General features: G+C 56.7%; 20 protein-coding genes, 1 tRNA gene and 1 pseudogene. 6 read left to right on the top strand and 16 right to left on the bottom strand.

Going from position 1 to position 19,707, the window contains the following annotated elements:
• Window positions 1–5 precede the first annotated feature (5 nt).
• The 13 genes from pal to AAEO81_RS07225 form a co-directional block, all read right to left on the bottom strand.
• On the bottom strand, window positions 6–506 hold the full coding sequence (gene pal / locus AAEO81_RS07285) for a peptidoglycan-associated lipoprotein Pal (protein ID WP_074752666.1): 501 nt from the start codon (window positions 504–506) through the stop codon (window positions 6–8).
• 52 nt (window positions 507–558) lie between these two features.
• Entirely contained in the window at window positions 559–1,860 is a 1,302-nt protein-coding gene (tolB, locus tag AAEO81_RS07280; protein ID WP_166596266.1) for a Tol-Pal system beta propeller repeat protein TolB, read from the bottom strand.
• Entirely contained in the window at window positions 1,857–2,927 is a 1,071-nt protein-coding gene (gene tolA, locus AAEO81_RS07275) for a cell envelope integrity protein TolA (RefSeq protein WP_341962548.1), read from the bottom strand. The genes tolB and tolA overlap by 4 nt, the downstream gene beginning before the upstream one ends.
• On the bottom strand, window positions 2,927–3,382 hold the full coding sequence (tolR, locus tag AAEO81_RS07270) for a protein TolR (RefSeq protein WP_178115736.1): 456 nt from the start codon (window positions 3,380–3,382) through the stop codon (window positions 2,927–2,929). The genes tolA and tolR overlap by 1 nt, the downstream gene beginning before the upstream one ends.
• 23 nt (window positions 3,383–3,405) lie before the next feature.
• A complete protein-coding gene (gene tolQ / locus AAEO81_RS07265; protein ID WP_110947339.1) occupies window positions 3,406–4,101 on the bottom strand; it encodes a protein TolQ in 696 nt (231 codons plus the stop codon).
• Window positions 4,091–4,561, bottom strand: a complete 471-nt coding sequence (ybgC, locus tag AAEO81_RS07260) for a tol-pal system-associated acyl-CoA thioesterase (protein ID WP_341962545.1) — start codon at window positions 4,559–4,561, stop codon at window positions 4,091–4,093. Before ybgC ends, tolQ begins: the two co-directional genes overlap by 11 nt.
• A gap of 138 nt (window positions 4,562–4,699) precedes the next feature.
• Complete coding sequence (ruvB, locus tag AAEO81_RS07255; protein WP_166596262.1) at window positions 4,700–5,755, bottom strand: Holliday junction branch migration DNA helicase RuvB; 1,056 nt, start codon at window positions 5,753–5,755, stop codon at window positions 4,700–4,702.
• Window positions 5,756–6,364, bottom strand: a complete 609-nt coding sequence (gene ruvA / locus AAEO81_RS07250) for a Holliday junction branch migration protein RuvA (RefSeq protein WP_166596261.1) — start codon at window positions 6,362–6,364, stop codon at window positions 5,756–5,758.
• 114 nt (window positions 6,365–6,478) lie between these two features.
• On the bottom strand, window positions 6,479–7,003 hold the full coding sequence (gene ruvC, locus AAEO81_RS07245; RefSeq protein WP_166596260.1) for a crossover junction endodeoxyribonuclease RuvC: 525 nt from the start codon (window positions 7,001–7,003) through the stop codon (window positions 6,479–6,481).
• 126 nt (window positions 7,004–7,129) lie between these two features.
• Window positions 7,130–7,876 (bottom strand): YebC/PmpR family DNA-binding transcriptional regulator, encoded by a 747-nt coding sequence (locus AAEO81_RS07240; protein ID WP_341962541.1) that lies wholly within the window; start codon window positions 7,874–7,876, stop codon window positions 7,130–7,132.
• Window positions 7,877–8,009: 133 nt separating this feature from the next.
• A complete protein-coding gene (gene aspS / locus AAEO81_RS07235) occupies window positions 8,010–9,785 on the bottom strand; it encodes an aspartate--tRNA ligase (RefSeq protein ID WP_341962539.1) in 1,776 nt (591 codons plus the stop codon).
• Between the two features lie 280 nt (window positions 9,786–10,065).
• Window positions 10,066–10,407, bottom strand: a complete 342-nt coding sequence (locus AAEO81_RS07230) for a ribbon-helix-helix domain-containing protein (RefSeq protein WP_166596257.1) — start codon at window positions 10,405–10,407, stop codon at window positions 10,066–10,068.
• 407 nt (window positions 10,408–10,814) lie between these two features.
• Window positions 10,815–11,288 (bottom strand): Dps family protein, encoded by a 474-nt coding sequence (locus AAEO81_RS07225; RefSeq protein ID WP_166596256.1) that lies wholly within the window; start codon window positions 11,286–11,288, stop codon window positions 10,815–10,817.
• A 387-nt stretch (window positions 11,289–11,675) separates the two neighbouring features.
• Between AAEO81_RS07225 and AAEO81_RS07220 the strand changes: the two are divergent.
• Window positions 11,676–11,951 (top strand): annotated as a pseudogene (locus AAEO81_RS07220) (cold shock domain-containing protein membrane protein); the annotation flags it as partial.
• 132 nt (window positions 11,952–12,083) lie between these two features.
• Window positions 12,084–12,281, top strand: a complete 198-nt coding sequence (locus tag AAEO81_RS07215; RefSeq protein ID WP_238591726.1) for a cold-shock protein — start codon at window positions 12,084–12,086, stop codon at window positions 12,279–12,281.
• 47 nt (window positions 12,282–12,328) lie between these two features.
• Here AAEO81_RS07215 and AAEO81_RS07210 read toward each other — a convergent pair whose 3' ends face one another.
• Both AAEO81_RS07210 and AAEO81_RS07205 read right to left on the bottom strand, forming a co-directional pair.
• Window positions 12,329–12,535, bottom strand: coding sequence for a SlyX family protein (locus tag AAEO81_RS07210; RefSeq protein ID WP_166596254.1), 207 nt, complete (start codon window positions 12,533–12,535; stop codon window positions 12,329–12,331).
• On the bottom strand, window positions 12,525–12,962 hold the full coding sequence (locus tag AAEO81_RS07205; RefSeq protein WP_341962537.1) for an HIT domain-containing protein: 438 nt from the start codon (window positions 12,960–12,962) through the stop codon (window positions 12,525–12,527). The genes AAEO81_RS07210 and AAEO81_RS07205 overlap by 11 nt, the downstream gene beginning before the upstream one ends.
• A gap of 999 nt (window positions 12,963–13,961) precedes the next feature.
• Between AAEO81_RS07205 and AAEO81_RS07200 the strand changes: the two genes are divergently transcribed.
• From AAEO81_RS07200 to AAEO81_RS07190, 3 genes are all read left to right on the top strand, one after another.
• On the top strand, window positions 13,962–15,287 hold the full coding sequence (locus AAEO81_RS07200; protein WP_341962536.1) for an OprD family porin: 1,326 nt from the start codon (window positions 13,962–13,964) through the stop codon (window positions 15,285–15,287).
• A 200-nt stretch (window positions 15,288–15,487) separates the two neighbouring features.
• The gene (locus AAEO81_RS07195) at window positions 15,488–17,203 is read left to right on the top strand and encodes a proline--tRNA ligase (RefSeq protein ID WP_341962535.1); all 1,716 of its coding nucleotides are present in this window, start codon (window positions 15,488–15,490) and stop codon (window positions 17,201–17,203) included.
• A gap of 73 nt (window positions 17,204–17,276) precedes the next feature.
• Complete coding sequence (locus AAEO81_RS07190; RefSeq protein ID WP_166596250.1) at window positions 17,277–18,233, top strand: hypothetical protein; 957 nt, start codon at window positions 17,277–17,279, stop codon at window positions 18,231–18,233.
• An 8-nt stretch (window positions 18,234–18,241) separates the two neighbouring features.
• Here AAEO81_RS07190 and dinB read toward each other — a convergent pair whose 3' ends face one another.
• Entirely contained in the window at window positions 18,242–19,300 is a 1,059-nt protein-coding gene (gene dinB, locus AAEO81_RS07185; protein WP_341962534.1) for a DNA polymerase IV, read from the bottom strand.
• 248 nt (window positions 19,301–19,548) lie between these two features.
• On the opposite strand from dinB, the gene AAEO81_RS07180 reads away from it, so the two are divergent.
• Window positions 19,549–19,625: transfer RNA gene (locus AAEO81_RS07180), tRNA-Met, on the top strand.
• The last annotated feature ends 82 nt before the right edge of the window (window positions 19,626–19,707 follow it).

The raw sequence follows: 19,707 nt of genomic DNA, 5'->3' as shown, positions 1-19,707 counted from the left end.
TCAAATTACTTACGCAGTTCGACGCGACGGTTTTGAGCCCAGGATTGCTCGTCGTTGCCGGTAGCAACTGGACGCTCTTCACCGTAGGAAACCAGTTCCAGCTGAGCTGGCGATACGCCTTGCAGAACCAGGTAGCGTTGAACGGCTTTCGCACGACGCTCGCCCAGTGCCAGGTTGTATTCGCGAGTACCGCGTTCGTCAGTGTTACCTTCCAGAACAACGCGAGCGCCGTTAGCTTTCAGGTCCTTGGCGTGAACGTCCAGAGCGCGCATGGCCTCTGGTTTCAGGTCAGAACTGTCGTATTCGAAGTAGAAAGTGGTGATTGCGCGCAGAGCAGCTTCTTCGCTCAGGCTGCCGTCAACAGCACCAGTGTTAGCGCCGTAACCAGCGTTTGGATCTACAGCAGCGCCTTGACCGGCATTGTCGCCGCCTTTGGACGAGCAACCTACAGCTACAGCCATGGCCAGAGCCAGCGCAGCAAATTTACCAAACTTCAGCATTTCCATCGTGAAACTCCTAATGAACCCCAGTGTGTTAAGTAAAACGTAAAGCGCCGCGTCAGTTCAGGTAAGGGGACCAGGAAGGTTCTCTGACTTCGCCTTGAGCGGTAGGAAGCGGGAGCCTTACGCGTCCATTAATGGACACGAGCATCAAGACTCCCCGGCCCTGCTGGCGGGTGGCGTAGATTACCATGGTGCCGTTGGGCGCAACAGTAGGCGACTCATCAAGGTTGCTGTCTGTGAGGATTTTTACGCTACCGCGCTGCAAATCCTGAGCGGCTACCTTGAAGTTGGTGAAGCCATCTTGACGATGGATCATGACCAGAGTCTTTTCATCAGCCGACAATTTAGGGTTGGCGTTGTAGTTACCGATGAAAGTGACGCGTTCAGCGCCGCCACCATTAATGCTCGTTTTATAGATCTGTGGTTTGCCGCCACGATCGGAAGTGAAATAAAGGGTCGAGCCGTCTTTACCGAAGAAAGGTTCGGTATCGATGGACGAATCATTCGTGACGCGCGAAAGCTGACGCGACGCCAGGTTCATCACATAAATCTCAGGGTTGCCATCTTTCGACAAGACCATGGCCAGCTTGCTGCCGTCCGGAGACCAGGCCGGCGCGCCGTTCAGGCCTTCGAAGTTGGTGATTTGCTCGCGACGGCCCGTGTCGATGTGCTGAACGAAGATGCGCGGACGCTTCTGCTCGAACGACACGTAGGCGATACGCTTGCCATCCGGCGCGAAACGTGGGGACAGGATCGGCTCACGGGATTGCAGCAGTGTTACTGCGCGAGCCCCGTCGTAGTCCGAACGTTGCAGCGTGTAACGGGTGTTGTTCGTACCGAAACGCTCAGCGGTGACGTACAGCATGCGAGTCGAGAACGCGCCTTTGATGCCAGTCAGCTTTTCAAACGACTGGTCGGCGATGTAGTGCGCCATGTCGCGCAGTTGATCGGTCGTACCTGAAACGTTACCGGTCAGCACTTGCTGCTCGGTCGCTACGTTGAACAACGCGTACTGGACCTGCAAACGACCGCCCGCAGGCGAAATGCTGCCGACCATCACGTACTGGGCACCCAGCGCTTTCCAGTCGCGGAAGATGACTTCGCTGGCCTGACTCGGCTGGCTGATCATGTTTTCCTTTGGAATCGGCGTGTAATAGCCCGAATTCAGCATGTCGTTGCTGATGATCTGAGCCATGTCTTCAGGCAGCACGCTACCGCCTTGCAGGCCGAAAGGCACGATTGCAATCGGCGTGGCGCGGTCACTGCCGCTTGTGACCAGAATGTTCTTTTCGTCGGCAGCGGCGAAACCCGCTGCGCAACAAAGAACGACAAGCAATCCTCGAAGAAGGTTAATCACAAGGCTAGATCCTCAGGTGTGAATGTCATCTTGAATGAACGGTAAGGCGCGAAATCCGAAGGTTTCAGCCCCTGCATCTCTGTCAAACGACCAATGTTCTTGACCGCTGCTACTGCCGAACTGTCGAACGGACCATCGCCGCTGGACTTGGCCACGGTCACGGAGCTGATCGTACCGTCCGGCAACATGGCGATCTGCAACACGACTGTCATGCCTTTGCGCGCTGAAGGGGGACGTGCCCAGCCTTCCGCAGCTCGCGAGCGAATCAAGTCATCGAAGCTGCCAGCGACTTCATCACCCTTCTCATCGGCCAGGGCCTGTTGGCGTTCCGGCTTGTCGGAGAGCAGGTCGGCCAGTGCTTGCGCCTTCTTGTCTTCCGCCGATTTGCGGGCAGCGTCCTGTGCCTTCTTCTTGGCGTCGTCTGCAGCTTTCTTCTTGGCGTCCTCAGCCGCTTTTTTCTTCGCGTCTTCAGCAGCCTTTTTCTTCGCATCGTCAGCCGCCTGCTTTTTCGCGTCCTCGGCAGCCTGTTTCTTGGCTTCTTCCGCGGCAGCGCGCTTGGCGTCTTCCTCAGCTTTTTTCTTCGCGTCGTCTTCAGCTTTCTTCTTGGCTATATCAGCCAATTGTTTCTCTTCTGCTGCTTTCTTCGCATCGTCTGCTTTTTTAGCTTCAGCTTTCTTCGCGTCGTCGGCCTTTTTGGCGTCTTCCGCTTTCTTCGCTTCCTCAGCCTTTTGCTCTTCGGCCTTTTGAGCGGCATCGGCTTTCTTTTGTTCCGCCGCCTTTATCGCCTCTTGCTCAACTTTTTTCTGCTCCATCTGCTCGACTTCCGTTTGTCGCGCAGCGGATTTCTTTGCCTCGCCAGCAAGCTTCTGGTTGGTCTGGGTCGTCGCCTGACTTTTCGACTTGAGCTGATACAGCGTGGCCTGAACGATAGGTTTCGACTCAGGCAGCTCCGGCGTCATCGCAAAGCTCACGAACAACAGACCAAAAATCAGGACGTGCAGTGCCACAGCCCAGACGGAGGGCCAGAAGTAGCTTTCCGAGGCTGACGGCTCTCGAATCGGCTGCATCAGGGCGCCTCGGTAATCAGACCAACGTTCCCGACTCCGGCCTTCTGCAACCCGCCCATCGTGCCCATGACAGAGCCATAGTCGACGGATTTGTCACCGCGAATGAACACCTGAGTCTGCTTGCCGGCCTCACGACCTGCCGCGATGATTTTGGTCACGGCGCTGGTCAGTTGCGGCAAGGTCATGGCCTTGTCCATCTGCTTGTCGGTGTCGACTTCGCTGCCAAGGTTCCAGTAATAGGATTTGTCAGCCTTGATCGAAATGGTCAGGACCTGATTGTTGTTGTCCTGCGGCAAAGCCTCGCTGGAGACCTTGGGCAGATCGACTTTCACGCCCTGGTTAATCATTGGAGCCGTCACCATGAAAATGACCAGCAGCACCAACATCACGTCGATGTAAGGCACCACGTTCATTTCGGCGACCGGCTTGCGTTTGCTGCGTCGACCGCGAGCGATTAAAGCCATTGGGAAATACCTGCTTAGTCTTCGCTGGTGTGCACTTTACGGTGCAGGATGGCCTGGAACTCGTCGGCGAATGTGTAGTAACGGCCAATCAGGTTCTCGCCACGAGCGGCGAAACGGTTGTAGGCGATTACTGCAGGGATTGCCGCGAACAGGCCGATGGCGGTAGCGATCAGGGCTTCGGCGATACCCGGTGCAACGGTGGCCAGCGTGGCCTGTTGCGCAGTGGCCAGACCACGGAAGGAGTTCATGATCCCCCATACGGTCCCGAACAGACCGACGTACGGGCTGGTGGAACCCACGGTCGCCAGGAAAGGCAGGCTCTGCTCAAGCTTTTCTTCTTCACGGGAGATGGCAACGCGCATGGCACGGGCCACCCCTTCCATCACGGCATCGGGATCGACACCTGGCTGCTGACGCAGGCGCGAGAATTCTTTAAAACCGGCACGGAAGATCTGCTCGACGCCCGAATCCGGGTCAGGGTTGCTGCCCGCTTGACGGTACAGCTTGGACAGGTCGATACCCGACCAGAAACGCTCCTCGAAGCTGTCCAGCGCACGGCGCCCAGCGCGCAGCATCGAGCTACGCTGAAAAATCATGATCCACGAAGTGACCGATGCGGCCACCAGGATCAGCATTACCAACTGTACGACCACGCTGGCATTGCTGACCAAACTCCACATGGAGGTATGGTCGACGACGTTAGCTTCCACGCTGTATCTCCTGCTCTGAAAGTGTTCCCGCGCCACTCTGACCGGCGAAGGCCGCGCGCAGAGTTTCGGGAATGGCCCGGGGTTTAAAACTATCGGCGCGTACGCACGCCACTAAAAACTGCCCTTCGCAGAGCAGCACATCATCCGCGGCCCGCCTGACATGCTGATGAAAGCGCAGGCTGGCTCGGTTCAATTCGATCACTTCGGCGCTGACCAGGAGTTCGTCGTCCAGTCGAGCCGGTTGGTGATAACGCGCCTCACTGGAGTGCACGACAAACAACAGGTTCTCGTCACCGGCCATTGCGGATTGAGCAAAGCCCAATGCCCGCAGCCGCTCGGTCCGAGCCCGCTCCATGAATTTCAGGTAATTGACGTAGTAGACGATGCCGCCCGCATCGGTGTCTTCGTAATAAACGCGACAGCGATGTGCGAACGACTGACCCCCGTTTTGCGCGCGCATACTCTAGTGCTTACTCCTTTGGTTGCCAATCCGGCCAGGCAACTGTTTTTCATCGTTTTTCATCGGCAGGCACTAGGCACATTGCCGTGACTGCCCGTCTGACCACCAAACCCCGGAATAAATCGGTGAATCACACATTTATTCGTCGGTATCGTCCGCCAACTCATCCGTGACTGAGCGCTCCCCCATTCTGGAGGGGATGTTCAGACCGAAGTGCAGGTACGCATGCCGCGTGACCATGCGACCGCGAGGTGTGCGCATCATATAGCCTTGCTGGATCAAATAGGGCTCCAGCACGTCCTCGATGGTGTGTCTTTCTTCGCTGATGGCGGCAGCGAGGTTGTCGACGCCCACCGGGCCACCATCAAACTTTTCGATCATGGTCAATAACAGGCGACGGTCCTGATGATCGAAGCCACGCTCATCGACGTCCAGCAGGTTCAGCGCGAGATCGGCGATGGCCTTGGTGATCTCCCCTTTGGCGCGCACTTCGGCAAAATCCCTCACCCGGCGCAACAACCGGTTCGCGATTCGAGGCGTGCCCCGCGCGCGACGGGCGATTTCGAAGGCCCCCTCGTCTTCGATGTGCAAGCCAAGGATGCCCGCCGAACGGGAGACGATGGTCGCGAGGTCTGCGGTGCTATAGAACTCAAGACGCTGGACGATGCCGAAGCGGTCACGCAGCGGATTGGTCAGCATGCCCGCGCGGGTGGTGGCTCCCACGAGGGTGAACGGCGGGAGGTCGAGCTTGATCGAGCGCGCCGCCGGGCCTTCGCCAATCATGATGTCCAGTTGAAAGTCTTCCATCGCGGGGTACAAAACCTCCTCGACGATGGGCGACAGACGGTGGATTTCATCGATGAACAGCACGTCGTGGGGTTCAAGATTGGTGAGGATCGCCGCCAGATCACCCGGCCGTTCGAGCACAGGCCCCGACGTGCTCTTGATGGACACACCCATTTCCTGAGCGATGATGTTGGCCAGCGTGGTTTTACCCAGGCCCGGCGGACCGAAGATCAGCGTGTGATCGAGCGCTTCGCTCCGTCCACGGGCGGCCTGGATGAACAGTTCCATTTGCTCGCGCACGGTGGGCTGACCAATATAATCGGCCAGGCTCAGCGGCCGGATGGCGCGATCCAGTTGCTCGTCACGGTCGCGGCCGGTGGCGGCGATCAGGCGGTCGGCTTCGATCACTTACAACATCCCCTTGAGTGCGCGGCGAATCAGATCTTCACTGCTCAAATTCTTGTCTTTGATGGCGGTAATTGCCTTGCTGGCTTCTTGAGGCTTATAGCCCAACGACACCAAGGCGCTAATGGCGTCCGACTCTGCTGTAGCGACTTGCAACGGCGCGCCCGGCCCTTCAGACACCAGCGCGAACGTGCCCGGCAACGCATCCCAGGCCTTGAAACGGTCCTTGAGCTCGACAAGCAGACGTTCCGCTGTTTTTTTGCCGACGCCCGGCACACGGGTCAACGCCGACGTGTCCTGAGCCTGAACACATCGCACCAACTCATCGACTTCCAGTGTCGACATCAACGCCAGCGCCAGCTTGGGACCTACCCCGTTCAGTCGGATCAACTCCCGAAACATCTCACGATCACGCTTCTCGTAGAAGCCGAACAGCAGGTGGGCGTCTTCACGAACGACCAGGTGAGTGTGCAGCGTCACCGTTTCGCCCACATGAGGCAGACGATAAAGGGTTGTCATGGGGACTTCGATCTCGTAGCCCACGCCCCCAACATCGAGTACCAGATGCGGCGGTTGTTTCTCGACCAACGCACCGCGCAAACGTCCAATCACGTATCAGATCCTTTCCAGTAGCCGGTCACTGCGAGGAACAGGGCGAAACCCTGATCGCCATCTTTGCAGGACTCAGAAGAGCTGCAAGTGAACATTTATAAGTGAATGATGCCATCAAAGCCGCAGACGGCCACCCCGGCTCCGTGCCGTATTCAGGCCATGAGGGATCAGACTGGAACGAGTGTGAGCGTGGCACAAGGCGATCGCCAGGGCATCCGAAGCGTCTACCTGTGGCTTTTTGGTCAATTTCAACAAGTGCATGACCATCATCATCACCTGATCCTTGTTCGCCCCACCCGTACCGGCAACGGCCTGTTTGACCTGCGTGGCTGAATATTCGGCGATTTCCAGAGTTTCTTCGGCGGCGGCAACGATGGCGGCCCCTCGGGCCTGACCGAGCTTGAGCGCGGAGTCGGCATTGCGAGCCATAAAAACCTTTTCGATACCCATGGTGACGGGACCATAGGTCTGGATCACCTCGCGCACCCCACGATAGACGATCTGAAGCCGTTCATGCAGCAAGCCGCTGCCCGTACGGATACAGCCCGAGGCCACGTATTCGCATCCCCGTCCAGTGTCGCGCACCACACCGAAGCCGGTGATTCGCGAACCGGGGTCGATACCTAGAATAAGAGTCATAACGCCTGCAGCTTGAGAAGTGACGCGTACGTTTGAACGCAGCATAAAGGCAGAAGCCGGAGGCCGATAGCGATGATCGAGTCAGCGCTTCGTGCCTCCGGCCTCATGACCCGGCCAATGTGAAGATCAGCCAAGCTGCTCCATCACGTCGTCCGGAATTTCTGCGTTGGAATAGACGTTCTGAACGTCATCCAGGTCTTCGAGCATATCGATCAGCTTGAGCACCTTCTCCGCCATTTCAAGATCCAGCACGGCGCTGGTGGTCGGCTGCATCACGATCTCCGCGTCTGCTGCCTTGAACCCCGCCGCTTCAAGGGCGTTTCGCACGGCATAAAAGCCGGCAAATGACGTGAATACATCAATGGAGCCGTCTTCATGGGTCACGACGTCATCGGCGTCGGCTTCCATCGCGGCTTCCATCAGCGCATCTTCGTCGATGCCCGACGTGAAGGAAATCTGTCCCTTGCGTTCAAACAGGTACGACACCGAACCGTCGGTCCCCAAGTTGCCGCCACACTTACTGAAGGCATGACGCACCGCTGCTGCCGTGCGATTGCGGTTGTCTGTCATGGTTTCGACCATAACCGCCACACCGCCGGGGCCGTAGCCTTCATAACCCAGCTCGACCATGTCGTCGGCATCGGCAGCGCCCGCACCGCGAGCGATCGCCCGATCAATGATGTCGCGGCTCATGTTCGCACCCAGCGCCTTGTCCTGAGCCAGACGCAAGCGAGGATTCGATGCCGGATCACCACCACCTTGACGGGCAGCGACGGTCAGCTCACGAATCCACTTGGTGAAAATCTTGCCTTTCTTGGCGTCCTGACGCTCTTTGCGGTGCTTGATGTTCGCCCACTTGGAATGACCAGCCATAACACGCTCCAAACCTTGAAACACGCACGCTTCCGCTCGATCACACGAATGGCAGCGCTTCACTCGAATTTTTGCCCTCAAAGGGCCAGGGCGTCAGGGTGAATCGAACGAGCGATCCACCCTGCCCTTTTCGTTACTCAGCCTTTGGCGTTTCGCGCAAGCGGATGTGCAGCTCGCGCAGTGCCTTGGCATCGACGACGCCTGGCGCCTGAGTCATGACGTCCGCTGCACTCTGGGTTTTCGGGAAGGCAATGACTTCACGAATCGACTGCGCACCTGTCATCAGCATGACCAGACGATCAAGACCGAATGCGAGACCACCGTGCGGCGGCGCGCCGTATTTCAGAGCATCGAGCAGGAAGCCGAACTTCTCTTGCTGCTCGTCTTCGGAAATGCCCAACAGACGGAAGACCGCTTGCTGCATTTCTTTGCGGTGGATACGGATCGAGCCGCCGCCCAGCTCCGTGCCGTTCAATACCATGTCGTAAGCACGCGACAGGGCGGTGGCCGGATTGGCCTCCAGCTCTTCAGGCGAGCATTTCGGCGCGGTGAACGGGTGGTGCAACGCCGTGAAGCTTCCGTCGTCGTTCTCTTCGAACATCGGGAAATCGACGACCCACATCGGGGCCCACTCACAGGTCAGCAGGTTCAGGTCGTGACCCAGCTTGATACGCAGGGCACCCAGCGCCTCGCTGACGACTTTGAACTTGTCGGCGCCGAAGAACACGATGTCGCCGTCGACCGCGCCGACGCGATCCAGGATCACGTTCAGGTTGGCTTCCGGAATGTTCTTCACGATAGGCGACTGCAGGCCTTCAACACCTTTCGCACGCTCGTTGACCTTGATGTACGCCAGGCCTTTCGCGCCGTAGATGCCGACGAACTTGGTGTAGTCATCAATCTTGCTGCGCGGCATGCTCGCGCCACCCGGAACGCGCAACGCGGTCACGCGGCATTTCGGATCGTTGGCAGGACCGCTGAAAACCTTGAATTCGACATCCTTGAGCTGATCGGCCACGTCCACCAGTTCCAGCGGGTTGCGCAGGTCTGGCTTGTCGGAACCGTAGCGGCGCATGGCTTCTTCGAAGGTCATGTGCGGGAAGTCACCAAACTCCAGGTCCAGCACTTCCTTGAACAGCTTGCGAATCATGCTTTCGGTGAGACCAATGATGTCTTCCTCGTTGAGGAAGCTGGTCTCGATGTCGATCTGAGTGAACTCAGGCTGACGGTCGGCACGCAGATCTTCATCACGGAAGCATTTGGCGATCTGGTAGTAGCGGTCGAAGCCGGCGACCATCAGCAGTTGCTTGAACAGCTGAGGCGACTGCGGCAGGGCAAAGAAGCTGCCTGCGTGGGTACGGCTAGGCACCAGATAATCACGTGCACCCTCAGGAGTGGCACGTGTCAGGATCGGGGTTTCAACGTCGAGGAAGCCGTTGCCGTCCAGGAAGCCGCGGATGCTGGACGTGATGCGCGAACGCAGACGCAGCTTCTCGGCCATCTCAGGGCGACGCAGATCGATGAAACGATAGCGCAGGCGGGTTTCTTCGCCGACGTCGGAATATTCGTTCAACGGGAACGGCGGGGTTTCCGACTCGTTCAGCACTTCCAGCTCGTAACCCAGCACTTCAATGGCACCGGAGGCCATGTTCGGGTTGACGGCACCCGCTGGACGGGCGCGGACCTTACCGGTCAGCTTGACGACGTATTCGCTGCGGACACGGTCGGCAATGGCGAAGGTGTCGGCGCGATCAGGATCGAAGACCACCTGGGCCAGACCTTCACGATCGCGGATGTCGAGGAAAATCACCCCTCCGTGGTCACGACGACGGTGGACCCATCCGCAAAGGGTAATTTCCTGGCCTTCCAGGCTTTCGTTCAGTTGGCCGCAATAATGGCTGCGCATCATGATCGTGTATTCACTTCTCGTAATTCGGAATTCGGTGGAGCTCTCGCCCGTCGCCAGTGGGCAATGGTGCAGGAGCCTTGGCATGCAGTTCAACCCGACGGTCTGTCCCTGCCTTCCTTAGTAAGGCGGGGGATTATATAGGGTTAATCAAGGCTGTGCAGCCGCGCAGGCGGATAGAGATCAAGATGTCGTCCGGAGCGCGGTATTTTGGCTGCCGGACGACTGTCGCAAGGAGTGCGCCCGCGAAGGACGCACCCACAGAGAATGAGCGCCCTGGAGATCAGGCAGACGATAACTGGAAGCCTTCGGCCTTCAACAGATGCGTCACACACACCACGCGAATCAAACCACTGAAGTTCTTCACCCCGCCATAACGTAGGTGAACTTCCCGATCAACGTAGGACAGTACCGCGTTGATCGAACAACTATTGCAACTGGCTATCTCGGAAAGGACATTCCAGTACACACCCTCCAGCCGCAAACAAGTTGCAAGCCCATTGAGCCTCACCGACCTCGATTGCGGTTGCGCCAGATCCATATTGAAGCCCTCAACGAACGGATCATTCGGAACTCTGAAACATCGATGCACATCCTGTACCTCCCTTGCGGTGTTTTGACTCATGAAATACCCCTTGATGCTATTTCGAACGCAACGATAGAAACATTTGAAATCAAATAATTGACATGCCTATCAAGCCCTATTCATAGGGGGTTCGCCAGCGGAAGCAGCACTTATGAGGTGTAGGACATCACCACAAATCTGGAGCGAAATTTGAGGAGCTTTAATTCAAGGGTGAGCGCCGACAACAGCAGGTATTAGATATATATATATTTTTGCACTTTTAAAAACTTACCCAGCATCGCAAAAAACCGGCGGCTGAAATTCCAGACAGCGAAACTTAATCGATTCAGCGCCCGTTATTCGCGGCGAAGTGGTCAAGAAGTTCACGCACCAATCTAAAAAACTGGCGAAACAAAAGCGAACAAAGAGGGAAGCGAGTGGTGATTTACACCACTCGCGGACGCGGCTTACTTGACGTCAAGCATCGCGCGCAACATCCACGCGGTTTTTTCGTGAACTTGCATACGTTGGGTCAACAGATCGGCGGTAGGCTCATCGCTCACTTTATCGAGAAGAGGAAAAATCCCACGAGCTGTACGCGTAACGGCCTCTTGACCACTGACCAATGAGCGAATCATGTCCTCTGCGGACGGAACGCCTTCTTCTTCCTTGATTGAGGAAAGACGTGCATAAGTCGTGTAGGTGCCTGGCGCCGGGAAACCCAGAGCGCGAATACGTTCGGCGATCAAATCCACCGCCAGTGCGAGTTCGTTGTACTGCTCTTCGAACATCAGATGGAGCGTACGGAACATCGGCCCGGTGACGTTCCAGTGAAAATTGTGGGTTTTCAAATACAGTACATAAGTGTCTGCCAACAGGCGGGAAAGGCCGTCTACGATGGACTTGCGGTCTTCTTCGCTGATTCCGATGTCAATTGCCATGCTACGTCCTCTTTATATGATGGTCGTTTTAGAAGTCTGTTCGCCACTCTAGCAAGACACACGCAGCCGTGCAGCCACCTTGGCGCACGGCAACTCTAGAGAAACGGCATTCGTGTCCACGACCCAGACAGCTCTGAATCAAGCCTTTGACCAACGGCAACGATTCGAAGACAAATCGCCACCATCTTCTGCGATCAATGGCGCTAAGCGCTTGATTTGAGTAGCTCTGCGCTTTGCTGTTAAATACAGACGTGCCGCTACCGCCCCACCATCAGGTGGTAGCGCACAGGCTGAATCGGCATTCGTGCATCACGTCTCCTTTTTTTCAGAAGCGTACCGGAAGCCGCCAGCCTCATATCGTGATCCTTCTTAATGTGAGTCATCAAAATGTTGAAAATAGTCCACCTGCTAACGGGCGCAGCTGCCCTGCTGCTTTCATTCATACCCAGCCTGCGTAGTGAAGCGTTGTCTTCTTACCTGTCTCAACCCGACGCACTGTATCTAGCCCTTTTTGGCCTGATCAACCTCGTCATTGCTCCGGTGATCCCTTACTGGAACCGAGGCCCGCGTCATCAACTGCAAAATCTGGTCAGCGCGTTGCTGGTGCTGGCGGTCGTGCTCCAAATCCTGACACTGCTCGTTCCACTTGAAACCATCGCAGGCCAACCTGCCGTTCTGGTCAGCCTGCTGGCCCTGGTAGTCGCGGTGGCCATTCACCTGGGGGTCAGCTTCTACAAGTCATCCCCGTCCGCTGCGCAACAGCCACACGAACCCGGCCAGCGCGATACCGGCACTGTGAAGTGGTTTAACACCTCCAAAGGCTTCGGCTTCATTTCCCGCGATTCCGGCGACGATATTTTCGTGCATTTTCGCGCCATCCGCGGCGAAGGCCATCGCGTATTGGTCGAAGGCCAGCGGGTTGAGTTTTCGGTGATGAACCGGGACAAGGGCCTACAGGCGGAAGACGTCATTGCCGCCCTGCCCCGCCGCTAACCACTGGCATAAAAAAACCGCGCTCCAGGGCGCGGTTTTTTTTGCTCTTAATAATGAGGGGGAGGCGCTTCTTCCTCGAATGCGCCGAATTGCCCACTCATTTCTTCCTGACGCTTGATCAAGGCCGCCATCTGCAGCTGCATGCGCTCAAGACTGCGCTGCTGAGTCACCAGCACATCGTTCAGCGCCTGAATCGTGTCATCCTGAAACGCCAGGCGGCTTTCCAGATCCATCACCCGGTCTTCAAGCGTCACGGGGCACCTCCACGAAGGAAAGATCATGTGCGAGCGCCGCTTTCAACTGGGCGATCACGCCAGTTGCCTGCTCATGGGTATAAGGTACGCCGGGGTGCTTGCCCCAAACAGGGGCTGGCCAGGCAACATCACTCTTAAGGCGTACGATCACGTGCATGTGCAGCTGACTGACAACATTTCCCAGCGCAGCGATGTTCATCTTGTCAGCATGGAATAGCTGTTGAAGCATTCTGGACAACGCCGTCGTCTCTTTCCACAGCTGTAATTGTTCGTCATCCGACAACTGAAACACTTCACTTATATCCGCTCTGCGCGGGACCAGGATGAACCAAGGATATTGCGCGTCATTCGACAGCAGCAACCGACACAGGGGAAAGTCCCCTACCGGTAAGGTGTCCTGCAATAAACGTTGATCCAGAACAAACACGCATGAACTCCTGATCGCCGGGTTAGCTTTTAGTGCGCAGGACTTACCCAACCCACCTTTCGATACCGAGCAGGATACTCGGGAATACTGTGCAAATCACGCCAGCATGCTCTTCCCGCCCACTTTGCGGGATTAGTGTTGGTTTTGAATCACCGTTGCCACCCGAACGCCCCGCACCTGCATTGGTCGCTTTCGCTCCCCGCGCACTGATAAGAGGCACCCTGCTCATGATGCGAAGGTGCCGCTCAGCCCAATAAAACCAGGGGCTATGCCTTCCAATTCAAGCGCTTGACCAAATGAGCTCACCCACTACGTTGACTTTCTGGACGAGCCGTCAAAGCATCGAGGACGAACGTACTAAATTCAGGCGAAGGCTCGCGCCGATGCACCAAAACGACTCACTCTGCGGACAGTTCTTGTAAGACTTATCCGCGTTTTACCCACTTCATGACGGTAACAGGTAACGCCAGTGACATTTTCAGGCGGTAACCTCATGTGAACATCGCCCACAAGCGCATTTTTGGAAATTTTTTAAGCCTTGAAAAAACAAGAGGTTACAGGATAAATCGTAAGTGTTTGCGTGCCCATGGACATTTTTTTCACAGAAAAGGGAACTTTGAGCATGGTTGTTGCTTTGTCACACACAGGATCGAAAAGTCAGGCGGTCAAGACCTGAAGCGTCGGTCGAGATGAAAATGGCGAGCATGCTTCTGGGGGCGCTCGACGGGACGGAATGGCTCTGACTGCAGAGGGGGCATTCCGACAGTCGAAAAGTACTGCGGTAGTTGAACGTCTTAAAGACAAGGAGCTGTTCAGTAGCGACATGGACAGAGCTGTTTTGCGACATGGCCGTAAAGAATTTGAAAGGATAGGTTTGTAACTATCGCCAATAATGTCAGCGTGATATAAGTTTCGCCGACACCAAAAAGAAAGAGCCGTTCAGATAAAAAAACAGGTGAACGGCGGTACTCTTCTTAAAACCAAAGGAGCAAAGTCACGATGAGAGTGATGAAGTGGAGCGCAATCGCACTGGCAGTTACTGCGGCCAGCACCCAATTGGCATCGGCTGCGGCATTCGTAAGCGACCAGTCCGAAGCCACTGGTTTTGTTGAAGGTAGCAAGCTGGACGTCAAAGCCCGCAACTACTACTACAACCGCAACAAAACAGGCGGCGCTGTAGACGACAAAGACTGGACCCAAGGTTTCTGGGGCAACTTCAGCTCCGGTTACACCCAAGGTCTGATCGGTGTTGGTATCGACGCATTCGGTTACGCTGGCTTCAAGCTGGACGGCTCCGACAAATACTCCGGTTCGGGCAACCTGTCGACTGACGCAGATGGCCACAACCACGACAGCTTCGGCAAAGCCGGTGGCGCTGTTAAGTTCCGCGTTTCGAAAACCGAACTGAAAGTCGGTGACATGCAACCTCAGAACCCAGTGTTCGCAGTAGGCGGTTCCCGTCTGTTGCCACAAACTGCCAGCGGTCTGACCTTGCAGAGCAGCGAAATCAAGGGTCTTGACGTTGAAGCTGGTCGTTTCTACTCCGGCACCAGCCAGGACGAAACCAACCGTGACGGCGAAATCTGGGCAACCTACGCTGGCGTGACCTCCAAGTCCGCTACTTTCGGCGGCGGTAAATACGCGGTTACCGACAACCTGGGTGTTGCGTTCTACTACAACAAACTGGAAGACGTGTGGAACCAGTACTACGGCAACGTGAACTACGCCCTGCCGTTGACCGATGACCAGTCCCTGGCCTTCGACTTCAACTACTACAACACCTCGGATACCGGCAGCAAAAAAGCTGGCGATATCACGAACAACACGTTCTCGCTGTCCGCCGCCTACTCTTTCCTGGCAGCTCACACTGTGACCGTGGCCTTCCAGAAAGTTAACGGCAACACGCCGTTCGACTACATCGGTATCGGCGACAACAACCGCGGTGGCGACTCGATCTTCCTGGCCAACTCCATCCAGTACTCCGACTTTAACGGTCCTGGTGAGAAATCCTGGCAAGCTCGCTACGACCTGAACATGGCTCCGTACGGCGTACCTGGTCTGAGCTTCATGACCCGTTACATCAACGGTAAAGACATCGACGGCACCAAGATCGACGCTGGCAGCCCATACCAGGCTTACGGTTACGGTCCAGATGGCAAACACCACGAGACCAACTTCGAGGCCAAGTACGTAGTACAGACCGGTCCTGCGAAAGACCTGTCGTTCCGTATCCGTCAAGCATGGCACCGTGCAAACGGCGACCAGGCCGAAGGCAACGTGGACGAGTTCCGTCTGATCGTCGACTACCCGATTTCGGTTCTGTAATTCGCGAAGCGATTCCTTACCGAATCGCGACGCAAGTCATTACCGAAAATCCGAAAAGCCCGGCCCAGCGCCGGGCTTTTTCATTTGTACGAAAGCATCCATCCGAGCCTCACTGCCGCCCTCTCGCCCTGTACTCGACCGTATCACCCCCGTACAATGCCAGGTCATTTCCCAGTCACAGCAACCGACAACGGCCGACCATGCGTACCAGTCAATATTTGCTCGCCACACAAAAAGAAACGCCAAACGATGCGGTCGTGATCAGCCACCAGCTGATGCTTCGTGCCGGCATGATTCGCAAGCTCGCCTCGGGTCTTTACACCTGGCTGCCCATGGGTCTGCGTGTATTGCGCAAGGTTGAGGCGGTCGTTCGTGAAGAAATGAACTCGGCCGGTGCACTGGAAGTTCTGATGCCCGGTATCCAGCCCGCCGAGTTGTGGCAGGAATCCGGTCGCTGGGAGCAGTACGGCCCTGAGCTGCTGCGCCTTAAAGACCGACACGATCGTGATTTCTGCGCCGGCCCGACCCACGAAGAAGTCATCACCGACCTGGCTCGCAACGAGTTGAGCAGCTATAAACAGCTGCCGATCAACATGTACCAGATCCAGACCAAATTCCGTGACGAAATCCGCCCACGCTTCGGTTTGATGCGCGGCCGTGAGTTCATCATGAAAGACGCCTACTCGTTCCATGCGACCCAGGACTCCCTGCAGGAAACCTACGACCGCATGCACCAGGCGTACAGCAACGTGTTCTCTCGCCTGGGTCTGGACTTCCGCCCAGTGGTGGCTGACAACGGCTCGATCGGCGGCGCCGGTTCCCATGAGTTCCACGTGCTCGCCGAATCCGGCGAAGACGACATCGTGTTCAGCGACAGCTCCGATTACGCAGCCAATATCGAGAAGGCGGAAGCGGTTCCACGGGAGAAATCCCGCGCGGCAGCCACCGAAGAGCTGCGCCTGGTGGACACACCGAACGCCAAGACCATCGCTGCGCTGGTTGAACAGTTCGGCCTGGCCATCGAAAAAACCGTGAAGACGCTGGTGGTTCACGCCGCAGAAGAAGGCAAGTTGATTGCACTGATCGTCCGTGGCGACCACGAGCTCAATGAGATCAAAGCTTCGAACCACCCGTTGGTGGCCAGCCCTCTGGTCATGGCCAGCGAAGCTGAGCTGCGTGATGCCATTGGTGCAGGCGCGGGCTCGCTCGGCCCGTTGAACCTGCCACTGCCTATCATCATCGACCGCTCGGTTGAATTGATGAGCGATTTCGGCATTGGCGCGAACATCGACGACAAGCACTATTTCGGCGTGAACTGGGAACGGGATCTGCCTGTTCCGGAAGTCGCGGACCTGCGCAATGTCGTTGAAGGCGACCCAAGCCCGGATGGCCAGGGGAAGGTGATCATCAAGCGCGGTATCGAAGTGGGTCACATCTTCCAGCTGGGCACCAAATACAGCGACGCGATGAAGTGCCAGGTGCTGGGCGAAAACGGCAAACCGGTCACGCTGGCGATGGGCTGCTACGGCATCGGCGTCTCTCGCGTGGTGGCGGCTGCCATTGAGCAGAACAATGACGAAAACGGCATTATCTGGAGCGACGCACTGGCGCCTTTCCAGATTGCACTGGTTCCGCTGCGTTACGAAACCGAAGCAGTGCGTGAAGCCACCGACAAGCTGTACGCCGAACTGACCGCCGCTGGCTTCGAAGTGCTGCTGGACGACCGTGACAAGAAAACCAGCCCGGGCATCAAATTCGCGGACATGGAGCTGATCGGTATTCCCCATCGCATCGTGGTCAGTGACCGCGGTCTGGCCGAAGGCAATCTGGAATATAAAAGCCGCACCGAGCCTGAAGCTCAGGCCCTGCCAGTTGCTGACGTGCTGTCCTTCATCAAAGGCCGTATCAATCGCTGAGCCGACGGCGCGCCCGCTTTATTGGGGCGCGCTTTCAGCGGCCTGTTCTGCCTTACCTGCACCAAGAGATCTCATGTTCAAGCGAAGTTCCACAAGCCTCGCGGGCGCCGCGTTGTGCGGCAGCCTGCTCGTCAGCGGTTGCGCCAATCATTTGTCTCAACGCAGCGAACACGAAGAGCGCATTGACCGCAAACTGCTCGATCACAGTTTTCAAATCGACGTGGGTGAACCCAAGACCCTTGAGTTGCCGCAACGTCGAATCCGGATTCACGAACTTAAAACCTTCGACATCACTGAATACGACGTGACCCGTCATTACGACCGGTACACGCCGTATCAACCTTGGCGCGAAATTTACGAAATCCCCTTGGGTGCCGTGGCGATCGTCGCTGGCGTCGGAGCGAATGTCGTGAACGTGCTAACGTTCGGCAGCCTGCCGGACAGCGTCACTAAAGACTGGTTGAGTTACGGTATCGCGGGCATCAACCCGTTCATGAACGCCCCCTCCCACGGTCGAGCCCAGCAAAACCTGGCCGGCATCGATGAGGTTCAGCGGGATCACCGGGTCGAGCATACCAGCCTGCCCTGGAGCGAAAGCCCGGTTGAAATCAAGTCTGGAAGGGACACCAACGAGCTGAACACCGACCGTAACGGTGTGCTGCGGATCAACCTGTTAGACAGCCCGTTCGCCGAACAAGACCTGAGCCACGTGACGCAACTGGGCCTGAAGGTTCAGGACGACGCATCCAGCGTGCAAGGCGTTGCAAGCCTGCCGCTGAGTAAATCCTTGCGCGGCAAGTTGATTGAAGCGCACGGTTTGATCTACGACGACCTGGAAGATGACGAAGTGAGCCAGTGGGTCCACCGGGTCAAGCGTCTGTCTGAACTGGGGCTGGAAGAAGAAGCCAGCGATCTGGAACAGTCGCTGATCGAAATGACCCGCAACGATCCGCAGTTGCAGCATGAGTTTTTGCGTTCGTTGGCCAAGGATGCTGGCCGACTGGTCGCCGTACCGGCGGGCCGCGAATAACCCTGAGCTCAGTCGAACAGCTGCAACTGTTCATGGGCGCTTCGCAAGTCGTGCAGGCGCACCCCGATTCCCAGCAATCGCACCGGTTTATCGCCGCGTGCGAACGCCTGGGTTAGCAACTGCTCGTAGCTTTCCAGATCCCTGCCCGCTCCTGCCTGTTCGAGAGTGGTCTGCGTGAAATCATGAAATTTCACTTTTACAAACGGCTTGCCTGGTCGATACAGGGTCTCGATGCGTGCGATGCGTCCATTAAGGTTTTCCAATAAAGCCGGAAGCTTTTCCAGGCAACTCGCCAAATCGGGCAGATCGGTGTCGTAGGTGTTTTCCACACTCACCGATTGGCGACGGCTGTCGTTCTGCACCGGACGTTCATCAATGCCGTGAGCCAGATTCCACAACCGCTCACCGAAAGAGCCAAACTCGCGCACCAGCGCCAGCTTGCTCCAGCCACGCAGGTCTGAACAACTGATGATCCCTGACCGCCCGAGCTTGTCAGCGGTCACCTTCCCCACCCCGTGCAGCTTGGACACCGGCAACTCCGCGACAAAATCCTCTACCTGATCCGGCGTGATGACGAACAAGCCGTTGGGTTTCCGCCAATCACTGGCAATTTTGGCAAGGAATTTATTGGGCGCCACGCCAGCAGACACCGTGATGTGCAGTTGGTTGGAAACTCGCCGACGAATATCCTGGGCGATTCGGGTCGCGCTGCCACCGAAATGACTGCACTCGGAAACATCCAGATAGGCCTCGTCCAACGACAGCGGTTCGATCAGGTCCGTGTAATCGCGAAAGATCGTGTGAATTTCCTTTGATGCTTCTTTATAGGCGTCCATTCGCGGCTTGACGATGGTCAGGTCGGGGCATAGCGACAGCGCATGCCGCGAAGACATCGCAGACCGTACACCGTAAGCCCGGGCTTCGTAATTACACGTCGCAATGACGCCGCGCCGATCCGCAGAACCGCCCACGGCCAACGGCTTGCCCGCCAGGTTGGGGTCGTCGCGCATCTCAATGGCGGCATAGAAGCAGTCACAGTCGATATGGATGATTTTGCGCTGCGGCATGACATGCGGTCGTAGGAAAACGGTCCGCCAGTATCTCACTCACGCATCCTTCTGACACTTCTTGCAGCGCAAGCACCTGAGATTCAACCGGTTGAGGTACGACCGCAATCGGGCTGACACGCCCGCCCAGCCTGCCCCAGAGGTACAAAGCCGTTGCATGCCCGGCGCTAAGCTTTTGAAGAAAAAGCACTTTTTTCCGTCATGAGCTTGACACCATGCCGTTCCTCTGTAGAATGCCGCCTCACAGACGCGGGATGGAGCAGTCTGGTAGCTCGTCGGGCTCATAACCCGAAGGTCGTCGGTTCAAATCCGGCTCCCGCAACCAAACATCAAAAAAGCCACTCAACAGAGTGGCTTTTTTGTGCGCGTGAGAAAATTATCTGCGTTCATCTTAGTGAAATATCTTT

It is taken from the genome of Pseudomonas sp. RC10, assembly GCF_038397775.1.
GTDB lineage: Bacteria > Pseudomonadota > Gammaproteobacteria > Pseudomonadales > Pseudomonadaceae > Aquipseudomonas > Aquipseudomonas bambusae.
The sequence above is the reverse complement of the archived record's forward strand: the minus strand, read 5'-3'. Positions and strand labels throughout refer to the sequence as shown.